The following is a 17,934-nucleotide window of genomic DNA, read 5'->3' as shown; positions in this document are numbered from 1 at the left end:
TAGCTTTTACAGCAACATCGTACTTAGAATTGAGTGTCAGGGTGATCTTCTCAAAAAACTGGGTAATTTACTGAATTTAATTAACCTTCCCATAAGCCAAAATTGTTTGTTTAAAATCTGCCTTTGTATATTTTTATCAGTTTTCCCTGCAAGTTTTAAATCAAAAAACTGATATGAGGCATTAATAACTTACATGATTGTGATTATTGCTAGAACAATGGGAATAATTAAACCAGTAACTCTTCCATAACTAGTGCAGATTTTATTTTAATTTGTGTTCCTTTAAAACTAAAAACCAATGCCACATCTTACAGAATATCCTATCCTCTCCACTCTCCATGAAGGACTGCAAACGATTATCTATCGCACGCACACACCAGTAACTACAGAATCAGTAATTCTCAAACTTTTGAAAAAAGAATATCCCACCCTAGAAGCGTTTACCCGCCTCAAAAACGAATATTTGATTCAACAGACTTTAGACTCTCCCTACATTGTTAAAGCTATAAGTTTAGAAAATTTTGAGCATCGTGTCGGACTATTACTCGAAGATTTTGGTGGTCAATCTTTAGCTCAATTTGTCCAAACAAATACTCTTGACTTAATTCAATCTTTAAAAATTACCATCGAATTAACTAAAGCTTTAGAACATCTTCATCAACAGCAAATTATTCATAAAGATATCAAACCCAGCAACATTATTATTAACTTACAAACCAATACTGTTAAACTTGCTGACTTTGGTATCGCCTCGCGGTTAAATAAAGAAACTCCCCAATTTACCAATCCTAATTGTGTAGAAGGGACACTGGCTTATATGTCTCCTGAACAAACAGGAAGAATGAATCGCATTCTTGACTATCGTAGCGATTTTTATTCCCTGGGCGTGACTTTATATGAAATGCTGACTCAGCAAATCCCATTTGTCAGCCCAGATCCCCTAGAAGTTGTTTACCGACATATTGCAGTTCCGCCAGTCAATCCTCAGTTATTGAATCCTGACATTCCCGATGCAGTTTCAGAAATTGTCATGAAACTGATGGCGAAAAATGCCGAAGATAGATATCAAAGTGCAACAGGATTATTAGTTGATTTAGAAAATTGTCTGGAACAATTAGAAACTAAAGGGGAAATTACTAACTTTATTCCTGGGAAGTTAGATATTTTAAGTCAGTTATTAATTCCCCAAAAGTTATACGGTAGAGAAACCCAAGTTAATGAACTTTTAGCAGCCTTTGAGCGAGTGAATGCTGGTACTAGTGAAATTATGCTAGTCTCTGGATATTCCGGGATTGGCAAATCTGCATTAGTTAATGAAGTTAATAAACCTATTACCCAACTGCAAGGCTACTTTATTTCGGGTAAATTTGACCAACTCAAGCGGAATATACCCTACGCTTCTTTGATTCAGGCTTTTACCTATTTAGTACGCTGTTTGTTAACAGAAAATCCAGAAAAAATCGCCGTCTGGAAAAGCAAGATATTAGCAGCATTGGGAACAAACGGTAAGGTAATTACTGATGTGATTCCCGAAGTTGAATTAATTATTGGCAAACAACCAGAAATCCCAGAATTAGGTGCAGCCGAGTCGCAAAATCGCTTTCATCGGGTTTTTGAAGAGTTTATTCAGGTTTTTACTCAGAAGGAACATCCATTAGTCATATTTTTAGATGATTTACAATGGGCAGATTCGGCTACTTTAAACTTAATTAAACTACTAACCACAAACCCCAACAGTAAATATTTATTATTTATTGGCGCATACAGAGATAATGAAGTCAGCCCCACCCATCCTTTAATTCAGACAATCACTGAAATTCAGAATGTCGGCACAATTGTCAATAATCTGGTTTTACAACCTTTAGATTTACATCATGTTAACCAAATAATTGCTGAGACTCTACAAGCAAGCCGCCATAGCAGCAATCAGGATGTGACATCTCAAGCATTTAAACAGCAGATTTTTCAACTGGCCGAATTAATTTTTAATAAAACAGGTGGTAATCCGTTTTTCTTGACTCAATTGCTGCAAGCACTTTATCAAGAATATTTATTATTGTTTGATTTTAATAGTCAACAATGGCAGTGGGATTTAGACAAAATCCAAGCAATTGGCATTACTGATAAAAATGTTGTCGAGCTAGTTGCTAGTCGTTTGGAAAAACTACCTCCGGCTACTCAGGAAATTTTGAAATTAGCAGCTTGTGTCGGTGATAGATTTAGCCTAGATGTGTTGACAATTATCAATGAAAAAGCGCCTTCTATCACAGCTAATGAATTATACCCAGCGTTACAAGCTGGTTTGATTCTTCCTTTAAATGAAAGTTACCGGATTCCCTTAGTTTTTAATCAAGAAGAGGCTGTCAAATTAAAATTTGAAACTTCTACAATTAGTTATAAATTTTTACACGACCGAGTACAACAAGCTGCTTACTCGTTAATTCCAGCATCTCAAAAGCAAGATACTCATTTAAAAATCGGTCAGTTGCTTGTCAAAAATATCCCTCCAGCAGAAATCGAAGCTCATATTTTTGACATAGTTAATCAGCTAAATGTCGGGGTTAATTCCATAGTTGAGCAATCACAAAAGACAGAATTAGCTAAGTTTAATTTAATTGCAGGACGGAAGGCGAAAGCTTCTACAGCTTATGAAGCAGCTTTGAAGTATTACAAAATTGGCATAGAACTGTTAAGCACAGATGTTTGGCAAACAGAATATCAGTTAGCACTAAGTTTATATGAAGGTGGTGCGGAAGTTGCTCATTTGGGTGGTAACTTTGAGCAGATGTTGAAATGGGCTGATGTTGTGTTGCTGGAGGCGCAAACTTTACTCGATAAAGTCCATGTCTATGAAGTGCAGATTATCGCCTCGATTATTCATAAACAACAACGAAAAGCAATTCAAATCGCATTATCAACTTTAGAGTTACTGGGAATTAAAATTCCAGAGCAACCAACAGCCGTGGAATATGAACTCAGGGTAGAGGAGATTACTGCTAATTTACAAACCAAAGCGATCGCAGATTTAATTAACCTACCATTAATGACCGATCCCCAAAAGATCGCAGCAATGAGAATTTTGATGGGAGTCCTCCCCGCAGCCTTTCAAACTGCACCTGAGTTAATGCCCCTCATCGCCTATGAAATGGTGATTTTGTCCTTAAAATATGGCAATACATCTGTTTCTGCTTATGGCTACAGTTTATATGGATTACTGCTTTGCGGAGTTCAAGGCAAAATTGATGTTGGCTATGAATTTGGAAAATTAGCATTAAATGTAGTCTCACAATTTAATGCTGAAGAATTAAAACCAAAAATTCTCACAGTAGTCAGCGCCCATGTGATGCACTGGCAAGAGCATATTCAAGAAACCTTAATCACTTCTAAACAAGGATTTGCCACTGGTTTAGAAACGGGAGATTTAGAATATGCTGGTTATTGTGGATATATCTATCCTTATCACTCTTTTTGGCTGGGTAAAGAACTCTGGATTTTAGAAAAAGAACTGGTTGCTTATTGTGAATCACTGAAAAAAATTCAACAACAAGTCGCCTTTACTTGGAATTCTATATATCTGCAAACAGTATTGAATTTGAAAGGCAGTCCAGAGAATGTTTACTATTTAATGGGCGAAGCTTACGATGAGCAAGTGATGTTACCTACTCATCAACAGGTAAATGATTTGTACACCATGAATCACCTGTTTGTTAATAAGCTGATGCTGGCTTATTTATTTGGTGAGTATCAGCTTGCTGTCGAGTATGCAGCAATGGCAGAAAAATCATTAGGTGGTGTTACTGGATTATTTGTAGTTCCCTTGTTTTATTTTTATGATTCATTAGCAAAACTGGCAAATTATCAAACAGCTTCCGAAGCAACACAGACTGAGATTTTAGAAAAAGTCAGAAATAATCAGCAAAAAATGGAACTCTGGGCGACTCATGCACCAATGAATCACCTACATAAATTTTATTTGGTGGAAGCAGAAATACAGAGAGTTTTACAGCGCCATTTGGAGGCGATGGATTACTATGAACTGGCTATTCAAAAAGCTCAAGTTAATGGTTATCTGTTGGATGAGGCTTTAGCATACCAGTTAGCAGGTGAGTTTTATCAGTCTGTAGGGAAAGAATTAATTCAGCAAACTTACATTACTAAGGCTTATTATGCCTGTATTCGTTGGGGTGCGATCGCTAAAGTTAAACAATTAGAAGTCAAATATCCTTTTCTGGTTAAACAAACTACCACACCTGATAATTCTGCTCTTAAAGTAGATGTCGTTCGTACTACAACTCACACTACTACCAGTAGTGGTTTAAACGATTTCTTGGACTTACATACCTTCATTAAAGTTTCTCAAGCAATTACCAATGAAATTGTCTTAGAAAACTTGTTAAGTAAGTTAATCAAAATTTTACTAGAAAATGCTGCCGCCCAAAAAGCCGTATTACTACTGGTAAAAGAAAATCAGCTATATATCGAAGCTGCGGGTAATGCTGTGGATGATATGGTAACAGTTTTACAATCACTGCCTATCAATAGCTATCTAGAGTTACCTTTGTCTGTGATTAATTATGTTTTCCGCACCCAAGAAAATCTCATTTTAAATGATGCAGCCACGACTGAACCTTTTAGCCTTGATAGCTATATCCAAGCAGCAAAACCCAAATCAATTCTTTGTTTGCCAATTATTTATCAATCACAAATTACAGGAATTATTTATCTAGAAAATAAATTGTCCACAGGGGCGTTTATGCCTGAAAGAGTGCAAGTCTTAAAAGTCTTGATTTCTCAAATGGCGATCGCCATTGAAAATGCTCGTCTATATGCCAACGAACAAGATAAATCAAAGCAATTATCACAGTCTCTCCAGGACTTACAAGCAGCACAATTACAAATTATCCAAAGTGAAAAAATGTCATCTTTAGGTAATTTAGTCGCTGGGGTTGCCCATGAAATTAACAACCCACTTAGCTTTATTTCTGGCAATCTCGATTTAGCTAAAGATGCTGTAACTGATTTAATTGATTATCTACAACTTTATCAGTCTAATTTTCCCAATCCTAGCGATGAAATTGATGAAAAAGCCGAAGAAATAGATATAGATATCCTGTTGGAAGAATTACCCAAAATGATTGATGGGATGAAAACAGGGACAAAACGGATTCGGGAAATTAGTACTTCTCTGCGGACATTTTCTCGCGCGGATACTAAATCTAAAGTATCAGCCAATATTCATGATGGAATTGATAGTACCTTGATGATTTTACAACATCGCTTAAAAGCTAATTATGATCATCCTGGTATTCAAGTTATTAAAGACTATGGCAACATTCCTTCAGTAGAATGCTACTTAGGACAACTAAACCAAGTTTTTATGAATATCTTGGCTAATGCCATTGATGCTTTAGAAGAAGCCTACTATTCCCGACAATTAGCAGATAACTCAGCAGATATTACGAATACGATTACTATCAAAACCGGGGTTGATCAGGCGAAGCAACAGGTAGTAATTAAAATTAAAGATAATGCTAAAGGTATGACGGACGAAGTAAAAGCATCTATTTTTGACCACTTGTTTACTACTAAAAATGTGGGTAAGGGTACAGGTTTAGGCTTATCTATAAGTCGGCAAATTATTGTCGATAATCATAATGGTAGTTTAACTTGTGAGTCAGCTTTAGGGGTAGGCACGGAATTTATCATTTCTATTCCTATTTCTGGTTAATAAATAATTGACATCAATTTACAGTCAAACTAATAGAGACGTTGTACACAACGTCTCTATTAGTTTGAAATTGTTTTTACACATTTCCTAAAAGGAAATGTGTATTGTTTTTTCATATTGTATTTATGAATTTTTTATGGATTGAAAGTGATAACACAGAAAATGAATGACTTATTTTCACACCAATAAAATTCTGGCTTTGATAAAAAAATGGTTGTAATCATCAGTTGGATATGCCACATAAACTGTTATTATTATTGCTATGTTCAAAAGTACTTAAAAAAACTCTTTTGGCATAATTTTTTTACTGAGTAAAGTGAACAGAATTTAGCTAATTTTTTGATTAGCTAGATAACCTCCGGCTTGCAGTAAAAAATACAAGCAAAAATCCAGACATTTATATAGGCATTGAGACGTTAATTCTATGAAAAAAGGCAGAGAAATTCAGCAGGTTGCATCAAATTTAATGTCATTCTTTGTCAAGCGGTTAAGCTTGATTTTGCTGGCTGGTGTGATGGTTATTTTCGTGGGGGGTAAATTCGATGTAGCCAGTGCATCACAACCAAATGCAGAATCAGAAATTGAAAGTTTGTCAGTTTGTTACGCATTAGGGACTGATGCTATTGGTCGAGGTGATCTGCCAGAAGGTAAAAAGATTTACCAAAAATGTTTTACTTCCGACGCTGAGATAACTGCAATTTTTCCTGATGATACTAGTGTAACAAAGTATGGCACCAATGCCTGGGCTGATTTTGTCTATTCAGTATTTCAAGGTAACGGATATACAGCTACTCAACATTTGCTAGGTACTTTCGATATAGATGTCAAAAACAACACAGCAACTATGTCTTCTTACCTTCATGCAACCCATAAGCTATCTGATACCAGCATTGACGTTGCTAACGGTACTTATGTAGACACAGTTGTCAATAAAAATGGTAAATGGCAAATTAAGAAACGTGTTCTGACACTGATTGATTTCTTAAATCTTTCTTCTCCTGGTTCTCCGCAAGCGCAGGCTTCTTCAGCCGCTAGAAGTAGTAATTCTGATTCTAATACTTCCTCTGATGAACCACACAGACCAAATGTTCGTGATTATATATAAGAAGGTTACACAGAGTTTAATTTGGGATTAGTCAACAGTTAGGACAGGTATTTTACCTGTCCTAAAAAGTATCAACTCTGAGCATTATATATTTACGTAGAATGGCGCAAAGAATAAATGACTTGAGAGTTCTGCATTTTTACGTAAGTCAAGCATATATGGTGTCAGCTATATTGCAAATTGAACAAGCTAGTAAACATCTATGGCTTTCGATCAACAGCGTTTTGATAAGCTAATTCAGAGATTAGAAATTTTTGCTAGTCAACAGCCAACTCTTTATAGATTTCACGTTGCATGTCTGGCTGTGTTAGGTTACGCCTACATATTCATGATTTTAGCTGTAAGTGTGGCATTACTGCTAACTATTGGCTGGTTGATGTTCAATGCTAGATCATTTAGCCGTGGAACTATTAAAGGTGTGCTTTTTTTACTAGCGATCGCTATTATATTATGGCGATCGCTTTGGGTATTTTGTCCGCCACCCACAGGGTTAGCATTACGCCGCAAAGATGTACCTAGCTTGTTTTGTTTGGTAGATGATATCACGACAAAACTCAAGGCTCCCAGATTCCATCGTATCTTACTCACCACAGATTTTAATGCTACCGTTGTCCAAAGACCGCGCTTAGGTTTATTTGGCTGGTATCAAAATTACCTGATTATCGGTTTGCCATTAATGTTAGCATTGCCCCCTGAACAATTTCGGGCGGTTTTAGTCCATGAGTTGGGACATTTATCAGGAAATTATCATTGCTTCAATGCTTGGATTTATCGTCAGCGTCTGGTTTGGTATCGTATTCAAGCAGTATTAGAACAAAGTAGTAATGAATCATTGTGGGTGGTTTTTCATAAGTTCTTCCAGTGGTATATTCCATTTTTTGATGCTTATTCTTTTGAATTAGCTAGATTAAATGAATATGAAGTTGATAGATGTGCAGTGGAAATCACAGGCGTAGAAAATACAGCCAAGGCTTTGATGAATCGCAAGGTAAAAATTAGATTTTTAGAAAATTATTTTTGGTCTAACATTTATCATCAAGTCCAAACAGAAGTTGAGCCGCCAAAAACAAGTTATACCGCCATGCAAACAGCTTTAACTCAAGGCGTACCTCTGAGAGAAGCAAGCATTTATTTAGCGCAATCACTGACGGAAAAAACGAATCATACAGATACTCATCCTTCCCTAACAGAGAGATTACAAGCTTTAGGGTTTATTCCTGGTATTCAAGAAGAATTATCTGTAGCTGCACCAATGTTGATTAGTGCAGCACAAGAATATTTAGGTAACGCTTTTGAAAACATTAGAGATAATTTTAGTCAAGCTTGGTGTGAAAAAATTGCCACACCTTGGCGACAAAAATATGCTGAAGTACAACAATCATTAGCTATCTTAGATAAACTCAATGCCAAAGCTGAAAAACAACCGCTATCATTAGGAGAAGCAACGACAAGAGCGTTGTTAACATTTGAGCTAGAAGGTGAAGAAGCAGTAATACCATTGTTGCGCGAAGTTATTAAATTAGATCATACCCACGCTTCCGCCAATTACCTATTAGGACAAATACTCTTAAAACAACAAGATGCTAGTGGAATAGAACATATTGAAAGAGCGATCGCCAAAGATATCGACATTGCCATTGATGGTTATCAAATAATTTGTTCTTTCCTCAAAAAACAAGGACAAGATGATCGAGCCGAACTATATCATGAGCTTGCTGAAGAACATTATGATTTACTCTTACGTGGTCAAGAAGAACGCGCTAGTTTAAATATAACTGATGACTTTAAAGCTCATAGTCTTTCTGATGAAGAAATAACTCATCTACGTCAGCAATTATCTCGCTATCCCAATATTACAACTGCTTATTTAGTCCAAAAAGTTGTGCAGTATTTCCCCGAAAAACCACTTTATGTCCTGGGAGTAGTGCGAAAATTCAGCTTTTGGGAAAGCAATCACGAAACTGATAACGCACAATTGGTTGATGCACTGTTAAAAGAAATTGAATTGCCCGGAGCAGTATTTTGCTTTATTTTGAATAGTAATCTCAATTTTGAGAAGAAGTTTAAACCAATACCAGATGCTACTATTTACCAACAAAAAGTTAAAAAATGAAACTAAGAATTTAGAAATCAGGAGTCAGAATTCAGAATATTTAGTAACTCTTTGTCTCCTATGTCTATACAATAGGAATACTACAGATTTTTGCGTTAAGTCTAATGAATTCTGATTCTTCCTCATCGCTAATTATTGACGAACAGGTATTTTCTCATTTACCTGTGTTACCGCAAGAAGTAATTGCAGGTTTAGCGGTGTCTGGGGGAGGTCATTATCTGGATACAACTGTCGGTGGTGGTGGCCACAGTCGGTTGATTTTGCAAACTGCGCCGGATGTACAGTTAACGGCTATTGACCAAGATGAGGATGCGTTAGCCGCAGCCAAGAAAGAATTAGCAGAGTTTGGCGATCGCGTAAAATTTATTCAAAGTAACTTTGCAGCTTATCAGTTTCCCGACGCTACTTTTAATGGTATCCTCGCCGATTTGGGAGTAAGTTCTTACCAGTTAGATACTCCCGAAAGGGGTTTTAGCTTTCGCCACACTGCAAGTTTAGATATGCGGATGAATCAGCAAGCTTCCCTAACTGCGGCGGATGTAATTAATGAGTGGGAAGAAGCGGAACTTGCAGATATTTTCTTTAAATACGGTGAAGAAAGATTATCTCGACGTATAGCTAGACGCATTGTCGAACGTCGTCCATTTGATACAACAACAGCATTAGCGGAAGCGATCGCCTCTGCTGTTCCTCCCAAATACCGTTATGGTAGAATCCACCCAGCAACCCGCGCCTTTCAAGCTTTGCGAATTGTGGTCAATGATGAGTTAGAGTCTTTAGAAACTTTTTTAGCCAAAGCACCAAACGCCCTTGTCCCTGGTGGGAGAATTGCGGTAATTAGTTTTCATAGTTTGGAAGACCGCTTAGTTAAACATGGTTTACGCAATTCTCCATTGTTGCGAGTGATCACCAAAAAACCAATCACTGCACAAGAGTTAGAGATTAGTAATAACCCGCGATCGCGTTCTGCCAAACTGAGAATAGCCGAAAGAGTCAATTGAAGATTCAAGCATAATTAAACTAAAAAACCGAGTTAGGAACAATGCACACCCTCTTCCTACAATATCCTGATGACTTACTTATTACCTCTGGTAAATCACCCCAAGCTTTAGAAGCAGAACTCACGTTTTTGCTTGCTGTTAAATTATTTGAGTTACGAAGACTCTCACTCGGTAAAGCTGCTGCTTTTTGCAATATGAACAAACCCCAGTTTATGTATGAACTAGGACGTTTACAAGTTCCTGTGATTAACCTTGATGATGACCAAATCGCTGATGAATTGAGTGATGACTAACTCTGCCATTGTTGCTGAGTTTCTACTCAGCACTCAGCACTCAGCACTCAGCACTTTTAATATCATTAAAATTTATCTCTCCTTTCATAACGGCGGCGATAGAGTAATTCTAACTGTCCACCATACTCTTGAATCCTTGCCAGTTGACGCTGGTAGAGTCCTCTGAAGGTATTTGCAAACAACAGGGTAAAAATAGCCACGACTAATCCTGATGCGGTGGATACCAAAGCCTCACTAATCCCCGCAGTCACACCTACTGTTGTTGTACCACCGACATCACCAATATTTAGTGAAGCGAAGGAAGTAATTAAGCCTAAAACTGTACCCAACAAACCTAATAATGGTGCAAGGCCGATAATCGTATCAAAAATGTTTTGAAAGCGTTTGAGTAAGGGTATTTCAGCTTGTGCTTCACTTTCTAGCGCCAAACGAAATTCTTCTGGTGTTGGTTCTTCTAATTCTAAAGCGGCGAGAAAAATTCGGGCGATGGGTAAATCTGTATTTTGCTGTAATTTATTTAAAGCACCAACTACATTATCTGAGCGATAAAGCTTGAGTACTTCTTTGACAACAAGATTTTGGCGATTGGTAATTCTGATCCAAAATAAAATACGTTCAATAATCAAAGCCACTGCTAACAAAGAGAACCCCAGTAGCGGCCACATCACCACGCCACCAGCAACAAATAAATTGCTAATTTGCATTTTAGTCAAGTGTCAATTGTCAATTTTTAATTGTCAATTGTCATTGGTCATTTGTCATTAGTTTTCTTTTTTCATAATTTAGTGCATTTTTGTTGCTACATCTACACCATCACTTTTGAGTATTCCATCTTCCATATAAATGATGCGATCGGCGATATCTAAAATCCGGTTGTCGTGGGTGACTAGCAAAATTGTACAGCCTTGTTCTTTGGCGAGTTTCTGCATTAATTCCACAACATCGCGTCCAGATTTTTTATCGAGTGCGGCTGTCGGTTCGTCTGCTAAGACAATTTTAGGATGACTGACTAAGGCACGGGCGATCGCTACCCGTTGTTTTTGTCCGCCAGACAGTTTCTCTGGGTAATAGTTTACACGTTCGCCTAAGCCTACTGTTTCTAGCATGGCGATCGCTTTGGCATTCATATTTTCATTCAGGTATTCATCATGTAATTCTAATGACATACGCACATTTTCTGTTGCTGTGAGAAATGTCATCAAATTATGCGCCTGAAAAATATAGCCAATTTGACGACGTAGTACAGTTAATTTTCTTTTACTAGCGCCGCAAATTTCTTGTCCTAAAATTTTTAAACTGCCTTCTTGGGCAGAACGTAGCCCTCCTAATAATGTTAATAAGGTGGTTTTACCGGAGCCAGATGGGCCAGTCATAATCACAATTTCACCAGCATTAATCTCTAAATTAATATCAAATAAAACCTGTTTTTTTAAATTACCTTCCCCAAAGTAATGGTTTAATTGATGGACAGTAATTACAGGTTCTAAATTAACCAGTGAGTTGGAGGAATTTACAGGCAGAGATTCTTGTAACATAAAATTTGGATAATTAGAAAATATCAGCAGGGTCAGCAGAAGTGAGTTTACGCATAGCGATCGCACCTGAGCCTGTACACATAATTACTGTTAAAATAAATACGGTGATTGCTCGTTGCGAGTTCATAAATATAGGCAACATAGTGGCGGTGTAGGCTAGTTGATACAGCCCAATAGACAAGAAAAATGCCGGAATAAAACCTAAAAAAGCCAGGAATAATGCTTCTTGGAACAACACTACTAACAAATAGCGATCTGTGTAGCCCATTGCTTTTAAAGTTGCATATTCGGGCAAATGATCAGAAACATCGGAATACAGAATTTGGTAAACAATCACGATACCAACAATAAACCCAACTCCCACACCTAACCCAAAAATAAAGCCAATACCTGTACCACTAGACCAGTAGGCTTTTTCAATTTGGGCAAATTCTTCTGGAGTCAAGACACTGATATCTTTGGGTAATCCGGCAATCAGTTGCGCTTGTAATTTTTTTGGATCTGCGTCGGGTTTGAGAGTAATTAACCCAACTTCAATACTCTCTGCTTTACGTTGGGGAAAGATTTGTAAAAAGGTAGAGTCACTGGCAATCACATTACCATCAGCCGCAAAAGACGCACCATTACTAAACACGCCCTTGACGCTGACATTTTTACTGTTCAATTCTGTTTCAAATTTGCCAGTTTTTTGAAAAATCTCCCCCACAGCGCCGTATTCTGGACGACCGGCTTGGTCGAACAGCACTTGATTTAATTGTTTAATCGGGTCTAGATTGTTTTGAATTTCGGGAAAATTAAACACAGATTTTGCTGGATCAATCCCCCAAACTAAAATGGCACGTTCTAATCTGGTTTCGGGATTGCGCCATTGTCCAGTGCCAATATAAACTGGGCTTACCGACTGTACACCCTCATAACCTAATGTTTGGTACAGTCGCTCTCTGGAAAAGCTTTTAACAGAAAACAGGGTTTGAAATTGGGGATTAATTAATACCAAATCTGCCTGTAAACTGCGATGTGGTTTGATAGCTGCATCAAACAATGCCCCTTCAAACCCCATCTGAATAAATATCAGCATATCGGCAAAGGTAATACCTGCGACTGCTACTAAGAGGCGAGTTTTTTCTTTTAATAGTTGCCGCCATGCTAATGGCGTTTTGAGAAATAATTTCATATTTTTTATTTGTCATTTGTCATTGGTGTAACTTTCCCCCATTTCCCACTCCCCACTCCCTACTCCCTACTCCCTAAATTTCAATTGCTGTTTGTACTTGCAAGTTTGTCAAACCTGCAACTTTTTTACTATCTTCAGGATTAAGGCGAATTTTGACTTCTACAACTCGGCTATCTAAGTTTTCTCCGGGTTCGTTGCTAAATACGTTTTGGCGATTGACTTGTAAGCCAACATAGAAAACTTCACCGCGCAACTCGCCGTTAAATGCTGGACTGGTGATTGTGGCTGTTTGTCCGAGTTTGACTTTGCCGATGTCTGTTTGATAAACTTCGGCGACTGCAATCATCTGTTCGGTTTGCGCTAAGTCTGCAATGCCATTTTCACTCATTTTTTCGCCGACTCTGGTGTGAATCTTGAGGATTTGTCCGGTCATTGGCGCTCTAATATAAGCTGCTTGTAGGTCAGTTTGGGCGCGTTTGAGTGCGGCGATCGCATTTTCAACTTCCATTCTGGCGGCTTGCACATCCACAGGGCGGACTTCGGCAATACTGGTGAGTGTGGCTTTGGCTTCGGTAACTTGTTTGTTCCCAGTGGCGTTAATTCGCGCTAAAGAAACTTTCGCTTCTGCTAGTTGTCTGCTGGCGGTGGAGTTAATTCGCCCTAAAACTGCTTTGGCTTCGTCTAATTGTTGTTTGCTTGTCTCAACAATCAAGCGTTTACTGTCAAAGGCAGAGTTAGAAATTGCGCCTTCGGTATATAGTTTTTGATAACGTTCATATTCAGATTGGGCGTTGCGGAGTTCTGCTTCGAGTTTCCGAATGCTGGCGGCTTGGGCAATTCGATCGCCTTCCCATTGCGCTTCAATCCGGGCGATCGCTTCCCGTTGTCCGATAAAATCTCCTACAGATTGAGCCTGCAAACGCTCGATGTTGGCTCTTTGTGCTTGAATTTCCCCAGTTTTGGCACCAGCTTTAACTTGATCCAGTCTGGCTTGGGCGACACGCACTTGTTTCTCGGCTTGGAGTACGGCAGTTTCTAAGCGATCGCGCGAATCTAAAATGGCGATGATCTGCCCAGGTTTGACAATATCACCTTCTTGCACCCGAATTTCCTGGAGGCGATCGCCATCCAAAACCAAAGGCGCAGATAAGCTAATCACTTCTGCTTCTGGTTCGAGTCTGGCTAAAGCTGAAACCTTTGGTACTGAGGCGGTTACAGTCGCTGGTTCTTGAGAAGCTGTACGTCCAATTAACCCAAACTGAGAAACACCATAAACCACAATTCCCCCAGTAATAGCCGTAGCCCCAATCAATAAACCCAGTAATTTTTTATTGGCAGATTTCAATAGTAGATTTTGTCCCATATTCCCCTCTAAAAATTCAATTTACTAATTCTGACTCGTGCTGTTTTGTTGCAAATAAACTGTCAACATTTTTCCCAGCAACGTACATTGCTCAACAAAATCAATACTTTCATCTCCCCATAATTTCTCCAGAATTAATCCATTCACAAAGCTCAAGACAAAAGAAGCTAAAACCTGATCTTGAACCCCCAAAAATCTACAAGCAGCTTGCTGATAGCGTTGATTAGCACGTTTAAAAACACTGCTTTGATGTCGCAGTTTCTCTGAGTCTTGATGTTGACAAAAATCAACCCAAACAAATGTCCACTTAATAAAGTAATCCTCGTTTTTTACTAGATATTTCCCTAAAGCTGTCATTGCTTCTGACAGAGTTTCTTTCCCTTCTAGTTCTGCCAAAGCTGCACTCACATCTTGCTGTGAAATTTCCTCTACTAATTGTTCAAATAAGGCTTCTTTACTAGAAAAGTAGTGATACAAAGTCCCTGTCGAAACCCCCATCTCTTGAGCAATCTGCCGCATAGTCACGGAGCCATAACCTTTTTGAGCAAATAAATCAAAGCATTTGCTGAGAAGTTCTTTCCGGTATTGGTCATGGTCAACAATTTTGGGCATAAGTCAAATGATTATGGATTTGGGATTCTAGGGGCGAGCAAGCAATTTTATTTATATCGAACGTTCGTTATTTATAATTTACCACGTAAGAACATGCTTACACAAGGCATTGATCAAAACACAGACTACACAGACAAAAGAGAAATCTGTTGCTCAGATGTAGTTTGGCTCAACTATGAATGTGTCGTGAATATGGTCAACCTGCTAAGTCACAGCAGACGATTATTAGTCAATGTTAAATTTACACTTATATACACTTCTTAATCTAAACTTGACTGTCAGTTTATGTCAAGCAGAATAATACTTACACCGAAATTACTCACAAAACTGGAGGCGACTGGCGTTGTCAGGCTTTAAGGGCTTCCCCGTGAGCGTCAGCCGAACGTTGTAGGGGCGTAAAATCACTTAATTCTGCTGATAATTCTTGTGATATTGTTTTTACTTATCCATTCAATTCCATTGCTTGGGTTAACTGTTGTACAAAAGCTTGATGCTCAGGCGAATTCAGCCCTGTCTGTAATACAGTTAATACCTGCTGCATATCACCTGCTAACAATGCCGACCTATCTAACCATAATCCTGGAAAGACTTGGCTTTGAAATATCCCTGCTGGATTTGGTTGCAGATTGACATATTCTCCTGCTTCCAAGCAGAACCAATCAATCTGCTGATCAAAGACTTGCCAGACAATATACTCTTTAATGCCATTACGTCGATAAGCACGCTTTTTGTCACCTAAATCAACTGTGGCGCTACTGGCGGCAATTTCGGCGATTAATTCTGGTGCGCCTTCTATATAACCATCCTGGCTAAAACGTGATTGTCCTCCAGCTTGAGCATCAATCAATAACAGCGCATCGGGTTGGGGCTCATTGTCTAAATCAAGGCGCACAGTCGGGTTATCACCGAGACGTACTCCTGGGGTTGCAATTTTGTAATTCCATAACCAGCCCATTAAGTCGGCGTGGGGTTCAGCATGGGGTTCAAAACGCAGAGGTGAAGCCATGTAGACAGTTCCTTCAATTAATTCAGCTTTTTTTAACTTAGGCATGGCATTGTAACGCCGTTCAAATTCAAAGCGAGTCAAGCGATCGCCATTTTCTAGTGGAGGAACTGTCAAACGTAGAACCATAACTATGGCCGCAACCTTTATTTTTATCCTAATACCCTTTCACCCCCACACCCAATCCCTGACAGGTGTAGGTTTTTTACGTTATGCTCCAAAAACATTGATTTAGGGTGTAAGGGTGTAGGGGTGTATGTATCTAAAACTCTTTCACCCCTAAACCCAACTTCCACAGACAATCTTGGTGCGTAAGTCCTATATATCTATGCAGTTACTTCTTCTGGCTGTTGCTTTGTTTGTAAGGATGCGTAAAGACGATTTAACGCATTAACATAAGCTTGCGCGGATGCAACTATGATGTCTGTGTTGGCTGCATGACCCGAAAATACTCTTGATTCGTAGCGCAGCCGAATTGTGACTTCGCCAATGGCATCAATACCAGCCGTGACTGACTGTACAGAAAATTCAATTAACTGATTGGGTACGTTGACAACGCGGTTAATTGCTTTGTAAACTGCATCAACTGGGCCAGTACCAATGGCGGCATCAGTTAATTCTTCGCCATCTGGAGTGCGGAGAGTGACTGTAGCTGTGGGACGAGCATTGCTACCGCAGGAAACTTGCACCAACTCTACTTTAAACAAATCGGGTGCTTGTTGAATTTCATCATTGACAATTGCTTCCAAGTCCCAATCAGAAATTTCTTTCTTTTTATCAGCCACTTCTTTAAAACGGACAAAGGCTTTGTTTAATTCGGTTTCGGATAATTCAAAGCCCAATTCTTTTAAGCGGGTGCGGAAAGCATTTCTACCGGAATGTTTACCCAAGACAATTTGATTGTCTGTTAAACCAATCAATTGGGCATCCATAATTTCGTAGGTGAGTTTATTTTTTAATACCCCATCTTGATGGATACCAGATTCATGGGCAAAGGCATTTGCGCCCACAATTGCTTTATTGGGTTGTACTAACATTCCTGTCAAACTCGAAACTTGACGGGAAGTTTTGTAAATTTGTCGAGTGTCAATATTTGTTAATGGTTCTTCGGAATCAACGTGTCTACCTAAGAAGGGATTGAAATATTGACGACGGACATGCAGCGCCATGACTAATTCTTCTAAGGCAGCATTTCCGGCACGTTCACCAATACCATTAATGGTGCATTCCAATTGCCTTGCACCATTTTTGACTGCTTCTAAAAAGTTAGCAACTGCTAAACCTAAGTCGTTATGACCGTGAACGGAGATAATTGCTTGATCAATGTTGGGGACATTTTCTTTAATGCCCTTAATTAACGCGCCAAATTCGCTGGGAGTTGTGTAACCTACAGTATCAGGAATATTAACTGTAGTTGCGCCTGCTGCGATCGCCCGTTCTAATACTTGATACAAAAACTCTGGATCAGAACGCCCTGCATCTTCAGGCGAAAATTCCACATCATCAGTAAAAGTCTTAGCATAAGCGACCATTTCTTCGGCGATCGCCACTACTTCTGGCCGGGTCTTTTTCAACTTATATTGCAAGTGAATATCAGAAGTTGCAATAAATGTATGAATTCTGCCCCGTGCTGCCCCTTTAATTGCTTCTGCGGCTGTTTTAATATCGTCGTGTCTGGCTCTAGCTAAACTACAAATAATTGGGCCATCTTCTGTCCCTACAGTTTGAGCAATTTTACTGACTGCTTCAAAATCTCCAGGACTCGCAAAGGCAAAACCAGCTTCAATTACATCTACGCCTAAGCGGGCTAATTGTTTAGCGATCGCCAGCTTTTCATCTATATTCAGCGTTGCACCTGGGCATTGTTCGCCATCGCGGAGTGTCGTATCAAAAATGATAATTCGCTCTGGTTTATTCATCTTTTTGGTTTTTTGTTTAGGTGTAGTTCTTTTATTTTAAATATTTGTAACCTTAGTTGTTTCGCTCTTATTTTTGTAAATAATTATT

Annotated in this window: 12 protein-coding genes; 5 read left to right on the top strand and 7 right to left on the bottom strand. The window is 38.7% G+C overall.

Going from position 1 to position 17,934, the window contains the following annotated elements; genetic code table 11:
* Window positions 1-298: 298 nt before the first annotated feature.
* The 5 genes from H6G79_RS18010 to H6G79_RS17990 all read left to right on the top strand — a co-directional run bounded on the left by H6G79_RS18010 (window position 299) and on the right by H6G79_RS17990 (window position 10,240).
* On the top strand, window positions 299-5,728 hold the full coding sequence (locus H6G79_RS18010; protein ID WP_190590787.1) for an ATP-binding sensor histidine kinase: 5,430 nt from the start codon (window positions 299-301) through the stop codon (window positions 5,726-5,728).
* A gap of 424 nt (window positions 5,729-6,152) precedes the next feature.
* Window positions 6,153-6,833 (top strand): nuclear transport factor 2 family protein, encoded by a 681-nt coding sequence (locus H6G79_RS18005; RefSeq protein ID WP_190590788.1) that lies wholly within the window; start codon window positions 6,153-6,155, stop codon window positions 6,831-6,833.
* A gap of 202 nt (window positions 6,834-7,035) precedes the next feature.
* Complete coding sequence (locus H6G79_RS18000) at window positions 7,036-8,946, top strand: M48 family metallopeptidase (RefSeq protein WP_190590789.1); 1,911 nt, start codon at window positions 7,036-7,038, stop codon at window positions 8,944-8,946.
* A 104-nt stretch (window positions 8,947-9,050) separates the two neighbouring features.
* Complete coding sequence (gene rsmH / locus H6G79_RS17995; RefSeq protein WP_190590790.1) at window positions 9,051-9,947, top strand: 16S rRNA (cytosine(1402)-N(4))-methyltransferase RsmH; 897 nt, start codon at window positions 9,051-9,053, stop codon at window positions 9,945-9,947.
* A gap of 41 nt (window positions 9,948-9,988) precedes the next feature.
* The gene (locus H6G79_RS17990; protein WP_190590791.1) at window positions 9,989-10,240 is read left to right on the top strand and encodes a UPF0175 family protein; all 252 of its coding nucleotides are present in this window, start codon (window positions 9,989-9,991) and stop codon (window positions 10,238-10,240) included.
* Between the two features lie 65 nt (window positions 10,241-10,305).
* Here H6G79_RS17990 and H6G79_RS17985 read toward each other — a convergent pair whose 3' ends face one another.
* The 7 genes from H6G79_RS17985 to H6G79_RS17955 form a co-directional block, all read right to left on the bottom strand.
* Window positions 10,306-10,944, bottom strand: a complete 639-nt coding sequence (locus H6G79_RS17985) for a MotA/TolQ/ExbB proton channel family protein (protein ID WP_190590792.1) — start codon at window positions 10,942-10,944, stop codon at window positions 10,306-10,308.
* A gap of 78 nt (window positions 10,945-11,022) precedes the next feature.
* Window positions 11,023-11,775, bottom strand: a complete 753-nt coding sequence (locus H6G79_RS17980; protein WP_190590793.1) for a DevA family ABC transporter ATP-binding protein — start codon at window positions 11,773-11,775, stop codon at window positions 11,023-11,025.
* Window positions 11,776-11,788: 13 nt separating this feature from the next.
* Window positions 11,789-12,949: an ABC transporter permease DevC gene (gene devC, locus H6G79_RS17975; RefSeq protein ID WP_190590794.1), complete on the bottom strand. Its 1,161-nt coding sequence runs from the start codon at window positions 12,947-12,949 to the stop codon at window positions 11,789-11,791.
* 73 nt (window positions 12,950-13,022) lie between these two features.
* The gene (locus tag H6G79_RS17970) at window positions 13,023-14,312 is read right to left on the bottom strand and encodes an ABC exporter membrane fusion protein (RefSeq protein WP_190590795.1); all 1,290 of its coding nucleotides are present in this window, start codon (window positions 14,310-14,312) and stop codon (window positions 13,023-13,025) included.
* A gap of 24 nt (window positions 14,313-14,336) precedes the next feature.
* Complete coding sequence (locus H6G79_RS17965) at window positions 14,337-14,924, bottom strand: TetR/AcrR family transcriptional regulator (protein WP_190590796.1); 588 nt, start codon at window positions 14,922-14,924, stop codon at window positions 14,337-14,339.
* Window positions 14,925-15,366: 442 nt separating this feature from the next.
* Window positions 15,367-16,056, bottom strand: a complete 690-nt coding sequence (locus tag H6G79_RS17960; protein ID WP_190590797.1) for a Uma2 family endonuclease — start codon at window positions 16,054-16,056, stop codon at window positions 15,367-15,369.
* Between the two features lie 197 nt (window positions 16,057-16,253).
* Window positions 16,254-17,846, bottom strand: a complete 1,593-nt coding sequence (locus H6G79_RS17955; RefSeq protein WP_190590798.1) for a 2-isopropylmalate synthase — start codon at window positions 17,844-17,846, stop codon at window positions 16,254-16,256.
* Window positions 17,847-17,934: the final 88 nt, after the last annotated feature.

The organism is Anabaena sp. FACHB-83, from assembly GCF_014697485.1.
Lineage (GTDB): Bacteria > Cyanobacteriota > Cyanobacteriia > Cyanobacteriales > Nostocaceae > Nostoc_B.
Note: the sequence above shows the minus strand (reverse complement) of the source record. Positions and strands in the feature narration are given on the sequence as shown.

Bases quoted from the DNA above. Each gene is read 5' to 3' on its own strand.
- H6G79_RS17980 (WP_190590793.1), bottom strand. From the start codon at position 11,775: ATGTTACAAGAATCTCTGCCTGTAAATTCCTCCAACTCACTGGTTAAT.
- H6G79_RS17955 (WP_190590798.1), bottom strand. From the start codon at position 17,846: ATGAATAAACCAGAGCGAATTATCATTTTTGATACGACACTCCGCGAT.
- H6G79_RS18000 (WP_190590789.1), top strand. From the start codon at position 7,036: ATGGCTTTCGATCAACAGCGTTTTGATAAGCTAATTCAGAGATTAGAA.
- H6G79_RS17965 (WP_190590796.1), bottom strand. From the start codon at position 14,924: ATGCCCAAAATTGTTGACCATGACCAATACCGGAAAGAACTTCTCAGC.
- H6G79_RS17985 (WP_190590792.1), bottom strand. From the start codon at position 10,944: ATGCAAATTAGCAATTTATTTGTTGCTGGTGGCGTGGTGATGTGGCCG.
- rsmH (WP_190590790.1), top strand. From the start codon at position 9,051: ATGAATTCTGATTCTTCCTCATCGCTAATTATTGACGAACAGGTATTT.
- H6G79_RS18005 (WP_190590788.1), top strand. From the start codon at position 6,153: ATGAAAAAAGGCAGAGAAATTCAGCAGGTTGCATCAAATTTAATGTCA.
- H6G79_RS17970 (WP_190590795.1), bottom strand. From the start codon at position 14,312: ATGGGACAAAATCTACTATTGAAATCTGCCAATAAAAAATTACTGGGT.
- H6G79_RS17990 (WP_190590791.1), top strand. From the start codon at position 9,989: ATGCACACCCTCTTCCTACAATATCCTGATGACTTACTTATTACCTCT.
- H6G79_RS17960 (WP_190590797.1), bottom strand. From the start codon at position 16,056: ATGGTTCTACGTTTGACAGTTCCTCCACTAGAAAATGGCGATCGCTTG.
- H6G79_RS18010 (WP_190590787.1), top strand. From the start codon at position 299: ATGCCACATCTTACAGAATATCCTATCCTCTCCACTCTCCATGAAGGA.
- devC (WP_190590794.1), bottom strand. From the start codon at position 12,949: ATGAAATTATTTCTCAAAACGCCATTAGCATGGCGGCAACTATTAAAA.